The sequence below is a fragment of the Gordonibacter sp. RACS_AR49 genome, assembly GCF_030418435.1.
Lineage (GTDB): Bacteria > Actinomycetota > Coriobacteriia > Coriobacteriales > Eggerthellaceae > Gordonibacter > Gordonibacter urolithinfaciens.
This window is the reverse complement of the sequence record NZ_JAIUDM010000003.1, coordinates 240,118-262,413: the sequence shown is the minus strand read 5'-3', so window position 1 is coordinate 262,413 and position 22,296 is coordinate 240,118. Positions and strand designations below refer to the sequence as shown.

Below are 22,296 nucleotides of genomic sequence, written 5' to 3'. Positions count from 1 at the left end.
CGGGGTAGTTTCCCGCCCGAGGTGAAAAAATGAGCTGGAGCCGGCCCCCGCGTCATTGAATGGGCGAAGTGCGTCGACTTGGGCGTCAAGAACTCTGTGGAAGTACAGATCATCGCAGCATTATCTATTTATTTCTCAGGAAATCGCTTCAGCGCCTACATCCTCGGCGAGGTTGGGTGCGGCGGTATTACAAGTAGGTTTTGCTAGGCGGATTGGTGCCGATGGGCTAGCGATGATGCGAGCATGCCGGAAAACATGTGTGTATCTGTCGATGCCCTTAATCTCTTACATATGGGGCCGAGTTTAGCCACGCTGCTCCTTCCAGAATAGCGCTTTGCTATGTTTTAGGTTGATAGTAGAATGGGAGAACTTGATTGGAGAAGGATGACTGTTCGATATATTGGCTCAAAAGCTCGTTTGGTAGAAGCAATTATGAATATTATTGGCGAGCCAACAAATGGGTCGTCTCATTTTGTGGATGCCTTTTGCGGTACGGGTGTCGTTTCTCGTACCGCCGCTTTAAGAGGTTGGAGTGTTTCGGGGAACGATACGCTGCTTTCGGCTACTTATCTTGCCGAAGCGTCTCTTCTTAGCGAAGAAGCACTTGACTTTTCTTTCTTTGGATCATATCAAAATACGGTCGAAATGCTCAATACGACTCCTCTTGTTGACGGCTTCATCTGGAGAACGTACAGTCCTGCTTCTTCGCAGTTTTGTGAGTACGAGCGGCGCTATTTCAGTGAGGACAACGCTCGAAAAATTGATGGCGTCCGCAACAAAATTTCCGAATGGCACGAAAGCGGCTTTATTGGCTATAAAGAACAGGTGCTCCTCACTGCTGATTTAATCGAGGCTGCAAACGATGTTGCAAACATTGCTGGAACCTACGGATGTTTCTTGAAGAAATGGATGCCTCAAGCGCAAGGGCCGCTTACCCTTCAGCCCCGCACTCTATTTCCGAATTCTATTGAGCACCGAATGTGCGTCGGTGACGTTTTCAATATAACGACGGATAAACGAGATACGGTTTACCTGGATCCTCCGTATACTAAGCGCCAGTACGCGTCCTATTATCACATTCCCGAGACGATCGCTTATCACGATGAGCCAATCGTTGGAGGTGTGGCAGGGCTTAGACCGTGGAAGCAGATTGCCTCGCCTTTTTGTTACAAGGCCAAAGCGCTCGGGGCAGTCTACGATTGTATAGACAGGCTCGAAGCGCAGCATATCTTTCTTTCGTATAGCTCACAAGGTCACGTAGCTTTAAGCGAATTACTTGAGACTCTGCCACGACTCGGTAAAGTGGTTCTACATGAACTTGGAAAGATAGGTAGATACCGCCCCAATAGGACTGCTGCAAAAGGTAATTCTGCGGTTGAAGAATACCTGATTGAAATCGACAAGAGTGAGAAGGGCGAAAACTTATGACCCGTCCTGAAACCGTTGAGCGCAAACGGCTTGCTCGGGCATATTATCTCATTGACAAGCATGTTTCATGTTCGGAGGATTCTGTCTCCGCGCGTCTGGTGCTGCTAGAAAACGTGTCATGTCGATGCTCTGGAATCAGCATAGATGTCTATTCTTCTGTAACTGGATATGATTGCGCTAACATCAGCGAAGATCAATTAATCGACGACTTGCTTGCCTCAATTTATGAAAGTGGGATTCCGGTTGCAGTTGCTTTAACGTCTTTGGCGCGGATCGAGTTGGATGAGCTCGGCACTAAACGAGACGGTTCCGTCTACACCGATTTTAGGCTTGCAGAGTATCTTGCGAGTATGATAATGAACGGCTACGACGAAGGGGCGATTATCGACCCTTCATGCGGTACATCGATTGTGCTCGCCGCCTGCGCCGAGTATGTTCGCCGTGTAAAAGGCCATGAAGCGGATTTTGTTGCAAATAGTTTGTATGGCGTTGACTTGTCCGCAACTGCTATTCGTGGCTCTCTTCTTGCGCTCGCGTCGTATCTTAACAATGAGACGGAGTTGCAAGTTCTCAAGTCGCATTTCTTGTGCGCCGACAGTCTTGAACTCGGAAGTAGCATGCCCCAACATTTTGGACTAGATGGATTTGCTTGCGTTGTGGGCAATCCTCCTTGGGAAAGGGTACGGCCTTCTCGCAACGAATACGCTCGTGAACGAGGCGTGACTGTTAATTATGGCGAGGAAATCGGACGACCTCTTGAGGGGTACGAGAAACATCGGGCCGAGAACAAAGCCAGGTCCATGCAGCTATCGCAAATCTATGGACTCAAGGGGGGTCTAGATTTATATCGAGCGTTCCTGAGCCTGAGTATTGATATTTGTTTAGATGGCGGGAGTGTCGCTCTTTATCTGCCGGCGGGACTCATTAGATCGAAGAGTCTGGCTCCTGTTCGAGTGAGTTTGCTTACGGATTTTGGCGAAGTCGAATTGTCTGTTTTTATGAACCATGCGAAGTTCTTTGCCATTGATGCGCGTTTCAAATTCGTGCTTGCGATGCTGCGTGGCAAACGACGCGTAAAAAAACTGGATAGTGTAGGTTTCAATTATTGCACCGCGGACACTAGTTCTGTGGCGGTTGCATCCAGCCTCATCCTTGACGACGTGCTCTTTTGTGATAGCTCTGGTGAGCTCGGGGCTCCTGAAGTGAAGACCGAGAATGATGTTTCCGTTCTTAAAGTTATATGGAGCCATAGTGACCGTATGGTTGAGCATTCCCTATTTGGCGCCATTCGACCCATGCGTGAGCTCGATATGACACTCGATAGATATCTTTTCGAGAGAGCGAGTGGTTTGAATGGAATGCAAGGGGAGCTGCCGCTTATTGAAGGCCGGATGATTTCACAGTTTAGATGTGGCTGCAAAGGGTATCTATCTGGTTCCGGTCGGTCCGCAAAATGGGAGGTTGTACCGATTGGCAACAGCAGAATTAAGCCGCAATTTTTTGTAAAGGAATCCAATCTCGACCAAACGCTTCGTACGCGCGTGCAACATAAGCGAATCGGCTTTTGTGATATTGCTGGTCAGACAAACGAAAGAGCCATGCAGGCGGCTTTTGTGCCTGAGGGATGCGTGTGTGGCAATAAGGTGCCGACACTTCTTTTTGCCAGTGAAGATGCGGCAATGTTGTGGTTAGGCTTAGCCAATTCATTTGTATTCGACTGGGTTGTTAGGCGCTATATAACTACAACGATTAACTTTTTTATACTTGAAAATTTACCTTTACCGCGCATTGGCCTAAACGACAAATTAGCGCAAAAGGTCATTGATGGTGTTCGGCGGATAGTGGCTCTTGAGAAGAGTGACGCTGGCTGGAGTACAGAACAGTTGTGGGCGTATGCCGACGAACGAGCCAAGCTCGATGCGCTCGTCTTTGAGGCGTATGGATTGGGAATTGGCGAGTTTGAGACAATAATTTCCGACTTTCCTTTGGTTGACCGGGTAAATGCGCAGTTGTATGGTGGTGCTAGACCGACGATTGAGCTAGTACGAGCAGCCATTACTGGCGATAAGAAATTGCGAAGCAAGGCAAAGGATACATGCGAGCAGGGGGCTATGCCGTATGTGCCGAATGAGCACATGCGCAACTTGGTGAGATAGCCGAAGGGTGTTTGCAATGGCTGTAAAAGAGGTACTTTTTCACGAAATCACAGAGGCGGATATTCGGAAAATTAACGCACTATCAAACGATTCGCAAACCGGTGGCGGAGCGCGTGATCTGCGGTTCGGGATCGACTTCGCACCTGTTTTAAACCGACTTTTTTCCGAAGAAGTAGTCTATGCGGGTCGGACGCCCTATCGCGTCGGCGCGTTTGAACATTGCTACGCGAATGGCGATAGAACGCTGGAGCAAGTTTATTATGCGTTTCAGCCGACGAACGCCCGTCCGGGAGAAGTACGTATAGCGCAGATCAACAAGGTAAACTTCTTTCAGGATCTTCCCACGATTCTCGATGACGACGGTATTTTATTCATGGCTTTCATACGCAAGACCGAAGGGGTGCCGCAAGCGCAATACTTAACAGAGAAGCAGATAGGGGCATCAGGAAGCAACCCTGTAATTGCGTCAGCTATGAGAGAGGCTATACATAAGCGAAAAGGTAGAAAAGCCATTGTTTTCTCGGCGGAATTGGAATGAGGCAAAATCATGCAAGATTATTTGATGGCCAAGGCGAACCATATTCTAAAAATACTTGCCGAGGATAAGAACGTTCTTTTAGCAGGAGCCCCCGCAACCGGAAAAACGACTTTGTTAAACCTTGTCGAGATGCTGTTTACTCAAAGAGGTGAAACGGGGGTTGACCCCTATGGGCCCATAGCTTTCCCCTTCTTAACAGCCTCTGACGTGAACGCGTTTCCAGGTCAGGGTTGCAAGAACCGACGTGTTTTTCGGACGTGTTTTCATCAAAATACAGGGTATCGCGATTTCGTGCGTGGTTTGACTCCGGTCCCCGGAGCAGATTCTGTAAAATTCGAAGTGTCCAAAGGCCTCCTCTGGCAAGCTGCCGAATACGCAAAACAGCCTGAATCAGCTGCGCTTCTCATTATCGATGAAATCAATCGTGGTCCTGCGGTCAGCATTTTTGGCGACATGATATCCGCCTTCGAAGCTGATAAGCGACTTGGCGATGACGGAAAGCCTGTCCCTGGTAAGACGGTAACGGTGCAGATACTCAACGACAATGCAGAATTGCAAGACTACCAACTGCCGAGCAAGCTTTATATTCTCGCTGCCATGAATCAGGCTGACTCGTCTGTTGAACCGATGGATGCAGCGTTCATGCGCAGGTGGAGGCGCGTCAAGCTGTCTCCTTCTGTCACGAGTCTTTGTCAATATTTCGGAATTGACGGTTGCGACGGCAATTATCCCGATACACCGACTGAAGCTAAGGACGTGTACGGTCTTGCGGCTGCAGCTCTAGCATCTATAAACCATGAGATCGGGATCGGACGTGGGGAAGAATATCAGATAGGCCAGGGTGTATTTATGAGATGCCCTCAAAACGAGCTGCCGGTCGATGTTGATGGAGCCCTCCATTACATCGCTGATTGTTGGCCAGTTGTGGATGCTCATATAGATGAGGTGTTTTTTGGCGACAAGGAGGCGATCGCCGAGATCCTCAATGCAGACGATGGCTGCTTCTATCAAATTAAGACTTCACTGTTTGCAGGTAGACAAGTCATCTCGGTGACATGTCCCGAAATCACCGCGGATAACGTTTACGGTATGCTTCTTTCGTTCATGGGATGAAGCATGAAGCGAATTGTCTTAACAGAAGGCAGTTATTGCCCGAAGACGGTCACAGCGCTTGCCAAAGAGCTGGGGATGGGTGAGAGTGAGCTTATAACTAGTCTTTATACCGTTGACAACTACCTAAGTAAGAGACTCTCGATTACCGGCTCGCTGCGTTTCGAGCGAGGAAAGTTTGCGTTTAGTCGTTTGGCAGGCATATTTCCTGTGACAAGTCAGCTTGAGATGGAAGTAGTGCCGAAATTTATGATTGGCGACGAGTTGTGGAGAGCTGATTTTCTATTGCTCCTTGCCCGTACTCGCTGGGGTATGCTTGTTGAAAGACACCTGGTCGGCGCGTCGAAAAGCAGAGAAAGGAGTATCAATGACTCGCTTGCCATGGTTTTTCTTACTCTATTCGACAGAGTCTCTCATGTTCCGATCCGCTCGTATGGACAGCGTGTCATACACCAGTTCGAGATTGAGGGCGAATTAGACGAGGAGTCAATTTTTCTACCTGAACAGGTTGGATTTACTCAAAAGGTAACAGAGTTCACAAGGCGAAATGCTTACAATGCCGTGATTGCGAAAGCGGCCCGCGTTCTTTCCTGCGCAGTCAATGATTTTGATCTTCGAGCGCGGCTTGAGAGGGATATATGCCATCTCGGCCCACAAAACCTTCCGGCCGCACTGCCGCGTTCAGTTCCATCGCGCTTTAGGAATTGGGCTGATCTCTATGGGCTTTGTAAAGATATTCTCGACGGGTTCGGTATTGACTATGTGAACCAGGGAGAAAACATGAGCCCCGGGTTTGTTGTGAGAACTTCTGATGCTTGGGAGGAATTTATCCGCCAGGCCCTTGTTCTTGGAATGAAGGACTGTTCCATTACGTTTCAAGAAAAGCACCCTTTTGCAAAAAGAGACAACACGGCGATTAAAGTTAGGCCGGATTATACGCTACGAGGCGTTGATGGAACGAGGCTGCTCGTTGATGCAAAATATAAATTTGATGATGCTAGCAGCGGCACAATAAGCAATGCCGACATCTACGAAGGATGGGCATTTATGCAAGCTGCCAACATACCAAGACTTGTGCTCCTTTATCCATTCGGCTCAAGCCGCACGAAGACTACATTTGAAGAGTTTCAACACGTGCAAGACGAGGGTAGGGAAATTGTCGGCGTTCGAGTGAACCCCGAGTTAGCTGGACTCAAAAGCATTACGCATTTTGCTGACGAGCTGGCTATGTTTATGAGACCTTTTATGCTGCAGAATGTCACGAATGGGAAATAGGGAGTGACTACCAGAGCGTATTGGAAGTGTTCCTATGGCTCTGTTATTGGTTCTGTAGGTTTTGCTATAATGCGGCTGCGCGTGATGCAAGGTGCGACATATGGCCTAAATGATATTTGCGCCGAGCACTACAATCCGTTACTCATGATTGTTTGTATGATTTTTATCTCCCCATTTTGCCTTCGGAGTTGCTTAGGGTCTCATTCGAGGCTCAAATCGTCTCCTCGGGTATTCGCTGTAGTCGGTTTCCTTTTGGCGATATCCGTTATCATAAAATAGTCGGTGCAATCTGATTGATTCGACGGTGGCGCTTTCGTTTGAGGAAACCCTTCCCTGCAATTTGGCAATTTCGAGCTGGAAGGCAATTTTGCTCGTTGCAAGGCTTCAACTGAGTAGTCGTCCGATTGCATGGCCTGTTAGCCGGCTACGTTCCGCTGATGTGTAAGTCCTGTCGGCCGCATCCGCCCGACCGCCTTTCACCCATCTAGTATTACGAGAATCTGAACCTAGAGCGAAATAACTAAGAGTGAAGAATAATATCAATATGAATTGGCGACTATCAGTGTACTTGGTTAATTGTTTAAACCGTATTGCTTGCTCTATGACTTATTTATTCTCGATAAAGGATTCGGTAGCCGTATCGCCTGATTCATCAGTCAACGTGTCGTCTATCTTCCAATGAGACTTTATATATTCATCATATGGGGGATAATTCTCCTCATACTCCCTCATTAGTTCTTCGCGTATCGGTTGAATCACTGATAGGAAGGGCCTATCCGGGTTTATCTCCAGTCCTGCAGAGGTCTCTATCCAGTTCTCCAGTTTCTCAAAATGGCGCGATTGCGTGTACTCGTAAACGGCCGACCAGTAGTCAGCAAGTTGCGAGATGATCGCTCCTCGCGCATAGGAATGTACGCCGAATTGCGTCAACACCTCGTTTCTTCCATGGCTTAGGTCGATGAATTCATAATGGCCTTGAATGGGGATGTGAACATGCTTCGAGAGAACCCCGTACATTTTTCCAACAGATTTGATTTTCTTTTTTAACTTGCCAATTGCCTTCGTGGGAACGATTGCCTCCGCTAAGCCGTACTCATCCACCTCGCAAGCGGCGAATGCCCATGCAATCTGCTCAAGCATCAACCTGCTCATTGCGTGTGCCTCGATCGTGTGACCCTCTCGATAAAGCAATGCGGCAACGTAATAGGTGTTAGCAGCTCGCACCAATGCGACATCCGCGAAGGTCTCTCCGGCGCTTGGAGCGCCTATTGGCTTCATTCGCTCGATAGTTGCGTCAATATGATTCTTGCCGGTGAAGTACATCTTTTGAAACAAGGCGTAGATGGGTGGAATATCCACTTCCGAATCGGAGACGTACTTCTCGAGGGCATAATCCATTCGGACGCCAAGATCGTGCGCAAAGATCGCCGCTTCAACATATTGAGTCAGTTTTTTCGGGGCGGTTCTAGGTACGAGCGCCATGTTAGCTCCGACGCTCACTCCTATATGATTTTCAAGTAAGGATCGCTTGCTGAAGACGAAGGTTTTGTCCAGGTCATCGTTCGAATCTTGCTCTAGCTGTTTTGCTGATGTTTCAGGCAAAGAACGGAGTTCCTGATTTTCTTTAGTTAAAAGGAGCGAGTCGTCGAGACTCGCTCCTTTGTCGCGCTTCGATTATCTTCGATGAAACTCGAATTGTCGGCGTTGTCGCATGGCAAGAGTGTTCCGTTGTCGACGATTTTGTAAAGCAAAATGCCCGACTCGCTGGACGTGTATCCATTGTTGGCAAATAGCTGCGGCGATGTTTCGTCTACGGATCTGCGATCGTAGCTTGTTTTGGAAGCGGCTTCTTCGTAATATCCTTCAACGCTCGCGATCTGATAGCAGACGATTTGCGGCATCACATTGGTGTGTTGAAACACATACCAAGGGATCCGGTCGAAGAACCGGTGGAGGTTGCTCGCATCCATCAATGTACTGGAAAGCTCAAGACTATGGATATACAGGATGTTGCATTCTAATACGTCAGGGCTTTCAAGCAAACCCTCGCAATCAAGTTCTTCAATCGCTTCGTAAAGGTCGCAGTTGCAAGCGTCGCAGATGTCCTTTAAATCTTCCCCATCTCGCAAGGCCTGTTCTCCCAGTATTAGCGCGCCGAACAAACACGCGGCATCGTCAGCCTTTTCCGCCTCGCCATAAATGAAGACGCTTGACGAACCGGCTTCGTTTTCAAGGGCGAAATCAATGGAAAGCCATCTGATGTATGGATCGCTTTCTTCAAAAGTGGCAACGCTTTCGAATTCGTTTTTTGGAGCCATATGGATTAGAAATAAGAAGTTTTTCAAGATTGACTGCGTCGTTCATGACCGCCCCTCTTCTTCGGTTCGCGAATTAAACCATGTAAAAATGCTTCGCGAGAACTTTGCTGTATGTAGCTCCGTTGTTTGAATCGATGCTTATGTTTTCAGGGTGTGGGTAGTTGTCTGCCTCGCTGAAGAAAACGTTAGACGAGAGGTGTTACTCCCACTCGATCGTCGCAGGCGGTTTGCTCGTGATGTCGTAGACCACGCGGTTGACTCCCGCCACTTCGTTCACGATCCTGCTTGAGATCACGTCCAGCACGTCGTAGGGCAGCTTTGCCCAGTCGGCGGTCATGGCGTCGCTTGACTCCACGGCGCGGACGACGATGGGGTAGCCGTACGTCCGCTCGTCGCCCATGACGCCTACGCTCTTGACGTCGGGGAGTACGGCGAAGTACTGCCATACGCTGCGCTCGCTGTTTCGCTCGCCGGTCTCCTCGAACACGCGGGCGTTGTAGGCGTCCAGCTCCTCGCGGACGATGGCGTCGGCGTTCTTCAAAATCTCCAGCTTCTCGCGCGTCACCGTGCCGATGATGCGGATGGCCAGGCCCGGGCCGGGGAAGGGCTGGCGATGCACGATGTGGTCGGGCAGCCCGAGCGCGGTGCCCAGCGCGCGCACCTCGTCCTTGAAGAAGTGGTCCAACGGCTCGATGAGGTCGAAGTGAACGCCGTCGGGGAAGGGGATCAGGTTGTGGTGGCTCTTGATGGTGGATGCCTTGCCGCCGGTCTTGCGGGCGCCGCTTTCGATGATGTCGGGGTAGATGGTGCCCTGGGCCAGGTACTTCACCGGACGCCCGCCTTCGGCGAGGTCCTCCGCCACGGCGAAGAACTCCTTCCAGAACTGCGAGCCGATGATGCGGCGCTTCTGCTCGGGCTCGACGACGTCGGCCAGCAGCGCGGCGTAGCGGTCCTCGGCGTGCACGTGCACGAAGTCCACGTCGAACTGCTTCGTGAACACCTCTTCCACTTCTTCGGGCTCGTTCTTGCGCAGCAGGCCGTGGTTGATGAACACGCAGGTCAGCTGTTTGCCGATGGCCTTCGCGCACAGCGCGGCCACCACGGAGGAGTCCACGCCGCCCGACAGGCCCAGGATCACGCGGTCGCCGCCCACCTGCGCGCGGATGGCCGCCACGGCGTCGTCGATGATTGAGTCCATCGTCCAGCTGGCCTCGAGGCCGCAGATGCCGAACAGGAAGTTGCGCAAAAGCTCGTCGCCGTGCGGCGTGTGGCGCACCTCGGGGTGGAACTGCGTCGCGTACAAACGGCGCTCGGCGCACTCCATCGAAGCCACGGGGCACGTGGCGGTCGAGGCCGTCACCGCGAAGCCCGCGGGCACCTCGACCACGGCGTCGCGGTGGCTCATCCACACCGTCTGCTCGACGGGCGTCTCGCCGTACAGCGCGGACGCGCCCTCGTCGCGGCGCGTCAAGGAGGCCGCCCCGTACTCGCCGGCGTCGGTATGGCCGACCGTGCCGCCCAGCGTCACGGCCATGATCTGCTGCCCGTAACAGAAGCCGAGCACCGGAATGCCCAGCTCGAAGATGCCCGGATCGATGGAAGGCGCGTCCTCGGCGTACACGCTGGCCGGCCCTCCCGACAGGATGATGGCCGCCGGCGCCAGCGCGGCAACCTCGGAGGCGGTGACGTCGCATGGGACGATCTCCGAGTACACGTGCAGATCGCGCACGCGGCGGGCGATCAGCTGCCCGTACTGCGCTCCGAAATCGACGACGATGACCAACTGGCTGGACGGGGTGGCAGGCATGGGGCTCTCCTTCGCGCGGGCGGCGGCCAAGCGGAGGCGCCCGCAGTACGCATCTCTCTTCTCAGCGTCCCATCTTACACGAATCACCGTCTCCGGCGCAGGTCGCAGCTTCATATACGCGCACTGCACAAAAAACAGCATGAGCCGCCGGCCTGACAGCCTTTATAATCAAATTGAGCCATCACTCGCCATGCGAAGGGGAATCCAATGGGAGACATCAAGCTGTTCAACATCAAGCCTTCGGTGCGCGCCATCGAGCTCAAGCCGGCAAAGCTCGAGAAAGGCGTGCAGCAGCTCATCGAGGCGAACATGGAGGCCTTCTTCGGCATCAGGTTCTTGCAAACGGAGTACGTCATCAACCATGCGGGGGAATACGAGAACCAGGCCGGTCGGATCGACAGCCTCGGTATTGACGAGAACAACTCTCCGATCGTGTTCGAGTACAAACGCGACTCCAACGAGAACGTCATCAATCAGGGACTGTTCTACTTGGACTGGCTCATGGATCATCGTGCGGACTTCTGGCGGCTAGTGCTCGACAAGCTCGGCAAGCAGGTCGCCGACTCGATAGACTGGAGCTCTCCGGCGGTGTACTGCGTCGCCAGCTCCTTCGGAAAATACGATCTCCACGCAATCAAGCAGATGAATCGCAACATCCGGCTCGTCCGCTACGCGAAGAGCGACGACGTCATCCTGTTCGAGTTCTTGAACGCGCCGTCGACCGCTCCGTCGGTTTCGGCGACGACGGGCGGATCGCTCGGCAAGAAATACGTGGACAAGACATTCGCCGAGCAGCTGGCCGGAGCGCCGGAGAAGCTGCGCGAGGTGGTCGACGAGGTCCGCCATTACATGGCCTCGTTCGGCGACGACGTGTCGGAGAACGAGCTGAAGCTCTACCTCGCCATCAAGAAGGTGCGCAACATCGTGTGCATAGAGGTCAACCAGAAGCGGCTGATCCTTCATTTGGCGCTCGACGCCTCGACGGTTGCGGAGACGAGCTTGGTGAGGGACTGCTCGGGCAAAGGCCATTGGGGAACAGGCGATATCGAGGTCGGCCTCACCTCGCTCGACGAGCTCGAAGAGGTGAAGCCCCTTCTCGAGCGCGCCTACCTGGAGAACTAGCGTCCTCCTGGCATCCGCGGCGTCCCGATCACCTTCCCAACCCGCCCGTGTTCCCCCTGTGGTTTCTTCGACCTCGCCGGTCGGCGTCGTGTACAATGCCCGGCATGGAGAAAGCGAACAGGGACAGAAACGACCTCGACGAGGAGCGCAGGCGCGACCTGCATGCCTCGTTCAACCGGCGCATCTCGTACCTGTGCAAGCTGGCGGCGCTTGTGATAGCCGTCGTGGCGTTCGCCACCATCGCCGTGGGGCAGGAAGCCCCCAAGTTCGTGCTCATGGGGCTGTGCCTCTCGGTCGCCCTGCTGGCTATCGCCATGCTGCAGGACCATTACCAGAACAAACAGTAATATCGAAGGACAACGAGGAAGTACTCGCGCATGATCATCGAAGCATTGAAAGCGTTTCTCATCGGCATCGTCGAGGGCATCACCGAGTGGCTGCCCATCTCGTCCACCGGCCACATGATTCTCGTGGACGAATTCGTGAAGCTGCAGGTGTCCGACGAGTTTCTGGCCCTGTTCCTCGTGGTTATCCAGCTGGGCGCCATCATGGCCGTGCTCATCCTGTACTTCCACAAGCTCAACCCCTTCTCGCCGAAGAAGACGAGCGTGCAGAAGAAGTCCACCTGGCGCCTCTGGGGCATGGTGGCCATCGGCTGTATCCCCGCGGCCATCATCGGCCTGGCGTTCGACGACTGGGTCAACGAGCACTTCTACAACAAGGTGACCGTGGCCGCGATGCTCATCGTGTACGGCGTGGCGTTCATCGTGCTCGAGCGCCGCAACCGCCGTCGCCTGCGCGAGGCCGAGGCCGCCCTCGCCGCGCCGCGCGGCCGGCACGCGCGCCAGTCGTACGGCGACGTGGCCGACGAGGCCGAGGCGCAGCTGTTCAAGATCACCGACGTGGACGAGATCGACTGGAAGACCGCCCTCAAGATCGGCTGCTTCCAGGTGCTCGCCATCATCCCCGGCACGAGTCGCTCCGGCGCTACCATCATCGGCGGCATGCTGTCGGGCTGCTCGCGCACCGCGGCGGCCGAGTTCACGTTCTTCCTGGCCATCCCCATCATGTTCGGCTGGGGCCTGGTGAAGTGCCTCAAGTTCTTCGCCGCGGGCCTGGCCATGACCATGACGGAGGTCGTCGTGCTCGCGGTGGGCATCGTGACGGCGTTCGTCATGTCGGTCATCGCCATCAAGTTTCTCATGGGCTACATCAAGAAGAACGACTTCACGGCGTTCGGCTGGTACCGCATCGTCGTGGGCGTGCTGGTGCTGGGCTACTTCGTGTTCGAGTCGATGGGCATGCTGCCGTAGGGCGGCGTCCGCAAGCGAGCACTCGACGAGCCCTCGACCGGTCCGCTCCCGTGGTTCTTCCCGCGAAATCCCAGCGGCGCGCTTACCGAGCGCGCCGCTTTTGCTATCATGTCAGGCACACGTGTTGCCCGAAGAGGCCCTCCAACGTGCGGGGGCGCGGGCTGAAGCGCACGTTATCGCATGAGAGTCATGAGAGGAAAGCCGATGTCTGAGAAAGACACCTCCCTTGCGGAGATTCAGGAACATCGTGCCAAGATCGACGAGATCGACCGCCAGATCGTCGCGCTGCTCAACAAGCGCGCCGGCCATTCGCTGGTCATCCGCGGTCTCAAGCCCGGTGCCCATCTGGGCCTGTACGACGCCAAGCGCGAAGAGGAGATCTTCGCCAAGGTGAGCAGCTACAACGAGGGTCCCTTGTACAACGAGAACCTGCGCGAGATCTACGCCACCATTCTCAAGATCATGAAGGAGACCCCGTCGGTATGAGCGAAGTCAACATCCCCTCTATCCCCGATCTCGGATCGCGCTCCGACGAGATCACCATCTTCGCCGGCCCGTGTTCCGTGGAGTCGGTCGAGCAGTTCGACGAAGTGGCCGAATGCGTGGCCGGCCTCGGCCTGAAATGGATCCGCGGCGGAGCGTTCAAGCCCCGCACGAACCCGCACTCGTTCCAGGGCCTGGGCGAGGAAGCCCTCAAGATCATGCGCGATGCGGGCGAGAAGCACGGCCTGAAGACGCTCACCGAGGTCATGGACTCCGCGCACTGCGAGCTCGTGCACTCCTACGTGGACGGCCTGCAGGTGGGCGCGCGCAACTTCCAGAACTTCAGCCTGCTGAAGAAGATCGGTCAGGTGACCGCCGAGTCGCACAAGATGGTGCTGTACAAGCGCGGCTTCGCGGGCACCATCGCCGAGTGGCTGGCCGCCACCGACTACCTCACCGCCGAGGGCAACGACAACGTGGTGCTGTGCGAGCGCGGCATCCGCACGTTCGAGACGGCCACGCGCTTCACGCTGGACATCGCGGCCGTGCCCGTGATCCACAAGCAGTCGCTGTGCCCCGTGTGCATCGACGTGTCGCACCCCGCCGGTCAGCGCGACCTCGTGCCGTCGCTCGCCTACGCCGCCGTGGCGGCCGGGGCCGACTCCCTCATGATCGAGGTGCACCCCAACCCGCCCGCGGCCCTCTCCGACGGCCCGCAGCAGCTGACGCCCGCCCAGTTCGAGGTGCTCGTCGCCAAGCTCCGCGAGATCGCCGCCGTCTTCGGCAAGCGCATCGTGTAAAGGACCAAACGCGTCCGACGGGCGGAAACCCGGCGGACGCGTCCCGTTCGTAAAAACTTTACCCGAGCTTTACCTTCCCTTGACGAAGGCCTTACCGTCCGCCCGGTATCCTTTCGACTCACGTGCACTGACGCTGCAACCGATGAAGCGAAGGGGAGTCCCGCGTGAACGCTCCGATGGAAACCGTGTTCGGCCTCTTGGGTGGACTGGCCGTGTTCCTGTTCGGCATGAACATGATGTCCGAGGGCCTGCAGAAGGCCGCCGGCGCCAAGATGAAGTCGATCCTGTCTCTGCTCACCTCCAATCCCGTGCTCGGCGTGCTGGCTGGCGCCGTGGCCACTGCCGTGCTGCAGAGCTCGAGCGCCACCACGGTCATGGCCATCGGCTTCGTGAGCGCGCGCCTCATGACCATGCGCCAGGCCATCGCGGTCATCTTCGGCGCGAACATCGGCACTACGATGACGGCCCAGCTCATGGCCTTCAAGATCAGCGACTACATCTGGCTCATCGTGTTCGTGGGCTTCATCGTGTGGTTCGTGGCGAAAGACGAGCGCGTGAAGAACATCGGCCAGACCGTGTTCGCGTTCGGGCTCCTGTTCGTGGGCATCGACACCATGGGCGCCGTCATGAAGCCGCTCGCGCAGAGCGACGTGTTCCTGACCATGATCGACCAGGTGAAGGACATCCCTGCGCTCGGCGTGGTGGTGGGCACGGTGATGACGCTCGTGGTGCAGAGCTCGAGCGCCACCATCGCCGTGCTGCAGAGCTTCGCCTCCCAGCCCGGCCCCGACGGCGTGACCAGCGTGCTGGGCCTGCAGGGCTCCATCCCCATCCTGCTCGGCGACAACATCGGCACCACCATCACGGCGCTCCTCGCCTGCATCGGGCAGTCTCGCGACGCGAAGCGCACGGCCGTGGCGCACAGCGTGTTCAACATTTCGGGAGCGTTCGTGTTCATCTGGTTCGTGCCGCTGCTCGCCTCGTTCGTCCAGTTCATCACGCCGGGTCCCGAGCTCGACGTCATCGCGCGGCAGATCGCGAACGCGCATACCACGTTCAACATCGTCTGCACGTTCCTGTGGCTGCCGCTTCTGGGCGTGATGGTGAGGATCGTCACGCTCCTCGTTCCGGGCAAAGAGGGCGAACGGGAGCCGGGCGCGCTCGTCACGCTCGACGAGAACATCCTCGGCCAGCCGGTGTTCGCCATCCGCATGTTCGGCGAGGAGCTGCAGAAGTTCTGCGGCAAGGTGCGCGCCATGCTGGAGGCGCTGCCCGGGGCCATCGCGAGCCGGGATGCCGCCGCGCTCAAGGCCCTGCAGGCCGACTGCGCGCAGGTGGAGGCCGCGGAGGGCGAGCTCGCGAGCTATGCCGTGGAGCTGCTGAGCGCCGGCGCGACGACGGAGCGGCAGGCGGCCGAGATCACCGACCTCATGTCTATCGTGGAGGCGGTGGGCCGCATCGGCTCGCGCTGTGGCGAGGTTGCCGCGCTCTACGGCGAGCGCCTCTCGTCCAAGAAGCAATTCTCCGATGAGGCGCGCGAGGAGCTAGCCGAGAGCGCTGCGATGGTGTCGGAGATGTACGGAGCGGTGCTGCGGTTCCTAAGCGATCGGGACGCCGCGTCCGAGCAGGTGCTCGACGAGCGCCGCCGCGCCATCATCAAGCGCCAGGGCAAGGCGCGCAAGGCGCACTTCCGCCGCGTGGGAAGCCGCCAGTGCGCGCCCGAGAACAAGGCCGCGTACAACCAGCTGCTGCTCGGCCTCGAGCGCGCGGGCAACGAGTGCGCGAACCTCGTGGAGCATGGCGCGGAGCTGTCCATGTGGCGCGACTCCCTCGGCACCGGCCGTCCCGGCGACGACGAGCCTGCCGCCCTGCTCGACGAGCTGGCCGAGGCGCACGCATAGCGGGACGGGCGCTTGCGCAGATTGCGCGCGTTTGTCCGCGGCCCTGCGGGAAAAGCGGTAGAATACGGAAGCTTGATTTCACCTCCATCCGTAGGAGACTGCTCACATGCCAATCGACATCGAAACCCTGAACGGGCCGCAGCGCGAGGCGGTCGTCACCATCGACGGGCCGCTGCTCGTGCTGGCGGGCGCCGGCTCGGGCAAGACGCGCGTGCTCACGTACCGCATCGCGAACCTCATCGAGAACCACGGCGTTGCCCCGTGGGAGATCCTGGCTATCACGTTCACGAACAAGGCGGCCGCTGAGATGCGCGAGCGCCTGAACGGCCTCGTGGGCCCGCGCTGCCGCGGCATGTGGGTGTCCACGTTTCACAGCATGTGCGTGCGCATCCTGCGCGCCGACGCCGAGAAGCTGGGCTTCACGCGCAACTTCACCATCTACGACGTGGACGACCAGAAGCGCCTGTACAAGGAGATCATGGCCGAGCTGGACATCGACCCCAAGCGCTTCCCGGTGAACGCGCTCATGAATCGCATTTCCACGGCGAAGAACGAGCTCGTGGTGCCGGGCGACTTCGAGAAACAGGCCTCCGACCCGGTGGGGAAGGTGGCCGCCCGCGTGTACGCGCGCCTGCAGGAGCGCCTGCGCGCCGCGAACGCCTTCGACTTCGACGACCTCCTGCTCTACGCCTACCTGCTGCTCAAGAACCACGAGGACGTGCGCGCCGCCTACCAGCAGCGCTTCCGCTACCTCATGGTGGACGAGTACCAGGACACGAACCACGCCCAGTACGCCATCACGCAGCTTCTGGCGGAGGGGCACAAGAACATCATGGTGGTGGGCGACGACGACCAGTCCATCTACTCGTGGCGTGGCGCCGATCTGCGCAACATCCTGGAGTTCGAGCAGGACTACCCGAACGCCCACGTGGTGAAGCTGGAGCAGAACTACCGCAGCGTGGGAAACGTACTGGCCGCGGCCAACGCCGTCATCGCGAACAACCAGCACCGCAAGCAGAAGAAGCTTTTCACGGCCTCAGAGGATGGCGAGAAGATCAACGTGTACCTGGCCTCCGACGAGCGCGACGAGGGCCGCTGGATAGCCGGCGAGATAGAGAAGCAGCGCTCGGCGGGCCTTTCGTACAACCAGATGGCCGTGTTCTACCGCACGAACGCCCAGTCCCGCATGCTGGAGGACATGCTGCTGCGCGCCGGCGTGCCCTACCGCATCGTGGGCGGCACGCGCTTCTTCGACCGCGCCGAGATCCGCGACGTCATGGCCTACCTCACGCTCATCGTGAACCCGGCCGACGACATCGCCGCCAAGCGGGTGGTCAACGTGCCGCGCCGCGGCATCGGCAAGACCACCATCGAGCGCATCGAGCAGTTCGGGCGCGAGATGGACATGCCGTTCATCGAGGCGGCCGAGCTCGCCATCGTGGACCCGGAGCTGCGCGCCTCCACGCGCCAGTCAGTGGCCTCGTTCGTGGGCCTGATCAACGAGGCGCGCACCTACGGCGGCGACTTGCGCAAGATCATCGAGGCCGTCATCGACAAGAGCGGCCTCATCGGCGCCCTGCAGGCCGAGAACACCGACGAGGCGCGCGGCCGCATCGAGAACATCCAGGAGTTCCTGGGCGTGGTGGACGAGTTCGTGGATACCCATGACGACGAGGATGCGGATTACGCGGCCCCTACGGCGGAGGGCAACGACGAGGCTGCAGATGCGGCCCCCGCGCGCGTGTTGCGGGGCGATTCGCTCGCGGACTTCATCGAGTGGGTGCGCCTGCGCACCGACCTCGATACCGTGGCGGAGGACGGCAACGCGGTCACGCTCATGACCGTGCACTCGTCGAAGGGCCTCGAGTTCGACTGCGTGTTCGTGGCCGGCATGGAGGAGACGCTGTTCCCCCACATGAACTCGGTGGGAGACGCGGCGAGCGTCGAGGAGGAGCGCCGCCTGGCCTACGTGGCCATCACGCGCGCCCGCAAGCGCCTGTTCCTCACCTGCGCCTCGCAGCGCCAGATCTTCGGGCAGACGTCGGCGAACCCGGTGTCGCGCTTCATCCAGGAGATCCCTGCCGAGCTGCGCCAGTCCTCCGGCGTGGGGTCGGCGGGCTTCAGCGGCACGGGCTGGGAGAAGCGCGGCAGCCGCCGCGGCATCGCGGGCTCCGGCGCCGAGGCGGGGGAGGGCCGCGTGTTCGGCCGCTCGAGCGCCTCGGGTTCCGCCGGCCGCTCCGACCGTCGCGCCGAGGCGTACGCGCGTCCCGACGCGGGAAAGAAGGCTGCGGCGAAAATGGCGTTCGCCGCCGGCGACTCCGTGGACCACAAGACGTTCGGCCGCGGTAAGGTGACGAAGGTGGACGGCGACACGCTCTACGTGAAGTTCGCCAAGTCGGGCCAGACGAAGAAGCTGTTGAAGGACTATGCGCCCATCGTGAAGATCGGCGCTTAGGCGGCAGGGGCCGACGGTGTGGTGACGCGCGCTTTTTTCGCAGCGGCCTTGCTTGTTGCGGCTTGATCCTGCATGATGGGATTCAACGGGGGTGCGCGATACCGCGGGGGGGGCGGTGCGTACCCTGACGACGACGAGGAGAAAGCAGGCCCGCATGAGGATCGTGGCCGACTCATCCGTGATGTTCTCCGTGGAGGAGGGGGCGAGGCGCGGCATGGCGGTGCTTCCGCTGACCGTGTCCATAGACGGAGCTACCTGGCTTGAATACGAGGATATCTCGTCGGAGGAGTTCCTGGCCCTCGTGCGTGCCGGAGCCCTTCCCCAGAGCGCCTCCCCGCCGCCCGCGCTCACGCTGGCAGCTTACGACACGGACGAGGAAGTGGTGCACCTGGCCATGGCCGACGGCCTGTCCGGCGCCTACGAGATGGCCTGCGGCCTGCGCGATCAGGCTCGGCACCCCGAGCGCGTTCACGTGCTGAACACGCGGACGCTCTGCGTGCCGCACCGTGCGCTCGCGTGCTATGCCGTGAAGCTGGCTGCACAGGGCCTCGGCGCGGCGGAGGTCGTGGGGCGGCTGGAGGCCATGATGGGCACCGCGCGCTCCTGCCTCATACCCGAGGATTTCGACTACCTGCGCCGCGGCGGCCGGCTCACGCCCCTTGCGGCCAAGTTCGCTCACCTGGTTAAGGCGTTCCCTGTGATGGAGCAGACTGACGACGGTCGGAGGCTGGGCAAGCTTGCCATCGCCCGCTCGTTCAAGAAGGCCATCGCCGCCGTTGCGGCCGACTTCGAGGGACGCGGGGTAGGCGAGGGGTATTACGTGGGCGTGAGCCACGCCGACAACCCCTGCCAGGCAGCCGAGGCGCTCGCCTACCTGGAGGAGCGCTTCCCGGGCTGCCGCTTCGGCCTGTTCGAGCTCGGCCCGGCCTTCATCACGCAGGGCGGCCCCAGCTGCATCGCCATCCAGGCAGTCGACCTGGCCGCATGCCCTGACTTGGATCTCTCGTAAACAGGCTGGCAGGTAGAGTGCAGGGCAAGGGCTCTGCCCTTGCAGCAGCGTGGCGAATGGCCCCGGTCGGCGGCAAGGGCAGAGCCCTTGCCCGCGAGGCGGTCTCGCCGCGGCTGCAGCCATAGCCGCGCCTAAAGCTCGTCGCGCGCCTCCTCCACCATGGACAGCAGCTCCTGCTGGTTGTGGATGTCCAGCTTGCGGTAGATATGGCTGATGTGCGTCTTGGCCGTACTCTTCGAGATGCACAGCTTGTCCTGGATGTAGGCGGCGTTGTGGCCCTTGGCCAGCAGGAACATGACCTCGGTCTCGCGGCGCGACAGCAGGTAGCGGTCGGCGATGACCTCGCATTGCGAGCGGAACCGCCCGCTCTTGCGCGAGCGCTCGGCCTCCGACGAGGCCGCGTCCGGATCCTTGACCGCCTCTTTCGCCGGTTCCTTGGCCAGCTGGGTGTCCGCCGCCAGCTTGGACGGCGTCGCGCTTCCTATGCTGGCGGCGCGCCAGCCGGGAGTGCCGGCCGAGCCGTAAGAGGGAAGGTCTGACGGCGTCTCGGCCGCCACGGAGTCCATGCCGAAGAGCGTTCCGGGCGTGGGCATCGGCAAAGCCTCCATCTCGGCGCTGTCGTCGGATGCCTCCGTGCTTGCCCGGCGCGAAGCCCAGACAACCCTCTCTATCTGATGGTTGAAGGACTCTATGGCGTCGAAATCGCGTCCGCCCTTCACCACGATGCGCTTGATGTCGCGTACGCGAGGCAGCAGCGCGTACGCCACCACCATGGCCATCATGATGAGCACGGCGCCACCGGCCTCGCCGAACGGCGTGAGAGACGACAGGAACGTGAGGTCGGCCATCGACAGCGACCCGGCTATCGAGCCCAGGGCCAGGCAGCCGCGCCCGATGCCGAACACGAAGATGGGCGACAGGCGGAACTCCTGCGACAGCTCGCCGAAGAACACCCACATGAGCGCCTCGAAGCACATGTAGCCGGTGAGCAGCACGAGTGCCGCGATCATGGAGTTGTCCAACGCGAGGGACGGCAGGAAGAACAGCGTGATGGCGATGAACGGTACAAGCGGCCGGAACAGGAAATCCCAGTGGCTGCGCTTGTCGATGGAGAACGTGGTGACCAACAGCAGCACGGTGGCCGCGCCGCCGGCGAACAGCGCCAGCAGCTGCGTGGTGAGGTCGGACGACGGCAAGATGACCTGCGTGGACAGCGAGCGGAGCGCGCCCAGCGCGAAGCCGAACAGCAACACCGGGAGCGCGAAGCGCAGGCAGAACGGCCCTTTGTGCACCGGCAGTGGGTTGAAGATGGGTATGGCGTGGCGCACGGCATAGCTCGCCGGCGTGAGGTGCCACAAAATGGGCAGCTCCAGCAGCGGCAGGCAGGCGGTGAGCACGCCCGAGTAGGGCGCGGGCACCATATGGAGCGCGATGGAGTAGATGGCCACGGCTATGACGATGGCCACGGCTGTGTTCATGACGATGGTGGCGGCGCCGTGGCGCGAATAGGCGGTGCCCCAGAACAGCAGCAGCAAGGCCGATCCGATGCCCGTGGACACGCCGGCGAACACGGTGGCCGCTATGCCCAGCGTCCCGGGCAGCGTGGCGGCGAACACGGCGAACGTGCCCGCCGAGGTGAGGATACCCGCTCCGAGCAGCACGCGCTTGGCGGTGTAGAGCTTGAGGAGTTTCTGGTCGGTTATGGCGGCGAACAGAAGCGACAGCCCGAACACCACGATGGAGATGAGGAAAACATACGATACGAAGGAGTGCGACTGGCCGAAGAACCCCTCGGGCGAGGGGATCTGGAAGATGGAGTTCGTTCCGAACATGGCAGCGTAGATCCATGCCTGGTGTATGCCGAAGCCCAAGGACAGGATATTGAGCTCTCCCTGCGTCCCCATGCCTCGGTGGTCGTCTACGGTGATGCTGATGCGCGGGAGGTTGATGGCCATGGGCGTTTTTTCCTCGCATTCCCCTGTCGAGGCGATCATCGGACATAGTCTTCTCGGTCGGATGCTGTCCTGCTGCTGCCTCCGTGTCTGTCGGCGTCGCCTGCGGCGCCGATCCGGCCGATGGGCTCCACTATAAACGTTTCCGCGGTTCTGTTCAAATGACGCGATCGCGTGGCTACCACCCTTATCTGGGGATATTGGGTTGTCTATGCCGTAGGGACGATAAAAATCAACCTCTCGGGACGATGCTTCCCCGTGCGGCGCCGTAAGGGGCGCGGCCGTCCTGCAAGGATTGGGCCGGCCCGCGCGCGGGATAGCTGCAGGCGGGGAGGCTTGCGCTGCCGATCGGCCTAGGTCGGGGCGACGGCCCACCGACCGCCCTCCAGCGCCCGCCGGTGTCTGCACAGTCCTGCGCCCTGCGCCCGCCCGGCCCTCGGCCGTCCGGCCAGCCCGGGCCTGCGCGAAACGACCTGAAAAGGCGCGTCCGATAAATCGATCCCAGGGGTCGATGCCCGGTCGGTAAAGCGTACCCGCGAGAGGATGACCGCTCGCCCCGTGTTTCGTACCCTTCGACTTGGATATTTCTTTTGCATGCTCACGGCCGTTTCGGTCTCCTGCGCAAAAGG

The 22,296-nt window shown here is 58.6% G+C and carries 17 protein-coding genes; 13 read left to right on the top strand and 4 right to left on the bottom strand.

Annotated elements, in window-relative coordinates:
* The first annotated feature begins 360 nt into the window (after positions 1-360).
* Genes LB310_RS08725 through LB310_RS08705 form a run of 5 tightly spaced genes read left to right on the top strand, consistent with a single transcriptional unit; the run spans position 361 to position 6,507 of the window.
* Complete coding sequence (locus LB310_RS08725; RefSeq protein ID WP_301154923.1) at positions 361-1,428, top strand: DNA adenine methylase; 1,068 nt, start codon at positions 361-363, stop codon at positions 1,426-1,428.
* Positions 1,425-3,584 carry an N-6 DNA methylase gene (locus LB310_RS08720; RefSeq protein WP_301154922.1) on the top strand — a complete coding sequence of 720 codons (2,160 nt, stop codon included), beginning with the start codon at positions 1,425-1,427 and terminating at the stop codon, positions 3,582-3,584. The genes LB310_RS08725 and LB310_RS08720 overlap by 4 nt, the downstream gene beginning before the upstream one ends.
* 16 nt (positions 3,585-3,600) lie before the next feature.
* Positions 3,601-4,122, top strand: a complete 522-nt coding sequence (locus tag LB310_RS08715; protein WP_301154921.1) for a hypothetical protein — start codon at positions 3,601-3,603, stop codon at positions 4,120-4,122.
* A gap of 9 nt (positions 4,123-4,131) precedes the next feature.
* Positions 4,132-5,235: an AAA family ATPase gene (locus LB310_RS08710; RefSeq protein WP_301154920.1), complete on the top strand. Its 1,104-nt coding sequence runs from the start codon at positions 4,132-4,134 to the stop codon at positions 5,233-5,235.
* 3 nt (positions 5,236-5,238) lie between these two features.
* On the top strand, positions 5,239-6,507 hold the full coding sequence (locus tag LB310_RS08705; protein ID WP_301154919.1) for a hypothetical protein: 1,269 nt from the start codon (positions 5,239-5,241) through the stop codon (positions 6,505-6,507).
* A gap of 606 nt (positions 6,508-7,113) precedes the next feature.
* Here LB310_RS08705 and LB310_RS08700 read toward each other — a convergent pair.
* From LB310_RS08700 to guaA, 3 genes are all read right to left on the bottom strand, one after another.
* Positions 7,114-8,109 carry a hypothetical protein gene (locus tag LB310_RS08700; RefSeq protein ID WP_301154918.1) on the bottom strand — a complete coding sequence of 332 codons (996 nt, stop codon included), beginning with the start codon at positions 8,107-8,109 and terminating at the stop codon, positions 7,114-7,116.
* Between the two features lie 26 nt (positions 8,110-8,135).
* Positions 8,136-8,852 carry a hypothetical protein gene (locus LB310_RS08695; protein ID WP_301154917.1) on the bottom strand — a complete coding sequence of 239 codons (717 nt, stop codon included), beginning with the start codon at positions 8,850-8,852 and terminating at the stop codon, positions 8,136-8,138.
* Positions 8,853-9,024: 172 nt separating this feature from the next.
* Entirely contained in the window at positions 9,025-10,632 is a 1,608-nt protein-coding gene (gene guaA, locus LB310_RS08690; RefSeq protein WP_278806041.1) for a glutamine-hydrolyzing GMP synthase, read from the bottom strand.
* Between the two features lie 207 nt (positions 10,633-10,839).
* On the opposite strand from guaA, the gene LB310_RS08685 reads away from it, so the two are divergent.
* The 8 genes from LB310_RS08685 (at position 10,840) to LB310_RS08650 (ending at position 19,715) form a co-directional block, all read left to right on the top strand.
* Positions 10,840-11,754 (top strand): DUF5655 domain-containing protein, encoded by a 915-nt coding sequence (locus LB310_RS08685; protein ID WP_301154916.1) that lies wholly within the window; start codon positions 10,840-10,842, stop codon positions 11,752-11,754.
* A gap of 104 nt (positions 11,755-11,858) precedes the next feature.
* Complete coding sequence (locus LB310_RS08680; protein WP_278806040.1) at positions 11,859-12,101, top strand: hypothetical protein; 243 nt, start codon at positions 11,859-11,861, stop codon at positions 12,099-12,101.
* Positions 12,102-12,131: 30 nt separating this feature from the next.
* Entirely contained in the window at positions 12,132-13,067 is a 936-nt protein-coding gene (locus LB310_RS08675) for an undecaprenyl-diphosphate phosphatase (RefSeq protein WP_114568857.1), read from the top strand.
* Between the two features lie 204 nt (positions 13,068-13,271).
* On the top strand, positions 13,272-13,553 hold the full coding sequence (locus LB310_RS08670; RefSeq protein WP_015540464.1) for a chorismate mutase: 282 nt from the start codon (positions 13,272-13,274) through the stop codon (positions 13,551-13,553).
* Complete coding sequence (aroF, locus tag LB310_RS08665; protein ID WP_301154915.1) at positions 13,550-14,350, top strand: 3-deoxy-7-phosphoheptulonate synthase; 801 nt, start codon at positions 13,550-13,552, stop codon at positions 14,348-14,350. The genes LB310_RS08670 and aroF overlap by 4 nt, the downstream gene beginning before the upstream one ends.
* A gap of 164 nt (positions 14,351-14,514) precedes the next feature.
* The gene (locus LB310_RS08660; RefSeq protein ID WP_278806037.1) at positions 14,515-16,251 is read left to right on the top strand and encodes a Na/Pi cotransporter family protein; all 1,737 of its coding nucleotides are present in this window, start codon (positions 14,515-14,517) and stop codon (positions 16,249-16,251) included.
* 106 nt (positions 16,252-16,357) lie between these two features.
* Positions 16,358-18,706 (top strand): ATP-dependent helicase, encoded by a 2,349-nt coding sequence (locus LB310_RS08655; RefSeq protein ID WP_278806036.1) that lies wholly within the window; start codon positions 16,358-16,360, stop codon positions 18,704-18,706.
* A 154-nt stretch (positions 18,707-18,860) separates the two neighbouring features.
* Entirely contained in the window at positions 18,861-19,715 is an 855-nt protein-coding gene (locus tag LB310_RS08650; RefSeq protein WP_096227013.1) for a DegV family protein, read from the top strand.
* A 131-nt stretch (positions 19,716-19,846) separates the two neighbouring features.
* Here LB310_RS08650 and LB310_RS08645 read toward each other — a convergent pair whose 3' ends face one another.
* A complete protein-coding gene (locus LB310_RS08645; protein ID WP_301154914.1) occupies positions 19,847-21,670 on the bottom strand; it encodes a response regulator transcription factor in 1,824 nt (607 codons plus the stop codon).
* Between the last annotated feature and the right edge of the window lie 626 nt (positions 21,671-22,296).

Bases quoted from the DNA above. Each gene is read 5' to 3' on its own strand.
- LB310_RS08715 (WP_301154921.1), top strand. From the start codon at position 3,601: ATGGCTGTAAAAGAGGTACTTTTTCACGAAATCACAGAGGCGGATATT.
- LB310_RS08675 (WP_114568857.1), top strand. From the start codon at position 12,132: ATGATCATCGAAGCATTGAAAGCGTTTCTCATCGGCATCGTCGAGGGC.
- LB310_RS08725 (WP_301154923.1), top strand. From the start codon at position 361: ATGGGAGAACTTGATTGGAGAAGGATGACTGTTCGATATATTGGCTCA.
- LB310_RS08670 (WP_015540464.1), top strand. From the start codon at position 13,272: ATGTCTGAGAAAGACACCTCCCTTGCGGAGATTCAGGAACATCGTGCC.
- guaA (WP_278806041.1), bottom strand. From the start codon at position 10,632: ATGCCTGCCACCCCGTCCAGCCAGTTGGTCATCGTCGTCGATTTCGGA.
- LB310_RS08685 (WP_301154916.1), top strand. From the start codon at position 10,840: ATGGGAGACATCAAGCTGTTCAACATCAAGCCTTCGGTGCGCGCCATC.
- aroF (WP_301154915.1), top strand. From the start codon at position 13,550: ATGAGCGAAGTCAACATCCCCTCTATCCCCGATCTCGGATCGCGCTCC.
- LB310_RS08720 (WP_301154922.1), top strand. From the start codon at position 1,425: ATGACCCGTCCTGAAACCGTTGAGCGCAAACGGCTTGCTCGGGCATAT.
- LB310_RS08710 (WP_301154920.1), top strand. From the start codon at position 4,132: ATGCAAGATTATTTGATGGCCAAGGCGAACCATATTCTAAAAATACTT.
- LB310_RS08680 (WP_278806040.1), top strand. From the start codon at position 11,859: ATGGAGAAAGCGAACAGGGACAGAAACGACCTCGACGAGGAGCGCAGG.
- LB310_RS08705 (WP_301154919.1), top strand. From the start codon at position 5,239: ATGAAGCGAATTGTCTTAACAGAAGGCAGTTATTGCCCGAAGACGGTC.
- LB310_RS08655 (WP_278806036.1), top strand. From the start codon at position 16,358: ATGCCAATCGACATCGAAACCCTGAACGGGCCGCAGCGCGAGGCGGTC.
- LB310_RS08645 (WP_301154914.1), bottom strand. From the start codon at position 21,670: ATGGCCATCAACCTCCCGCGCATCAGCATCACCGTAGACGACCACCGA.
- LB310_RS08650 (WP_096227013.1), top strand. From the start codon at position 18,861: ATGAGGATCGTGGCCGACTCATCCGTGATGTTCTCCGTGGAGGAGGGG.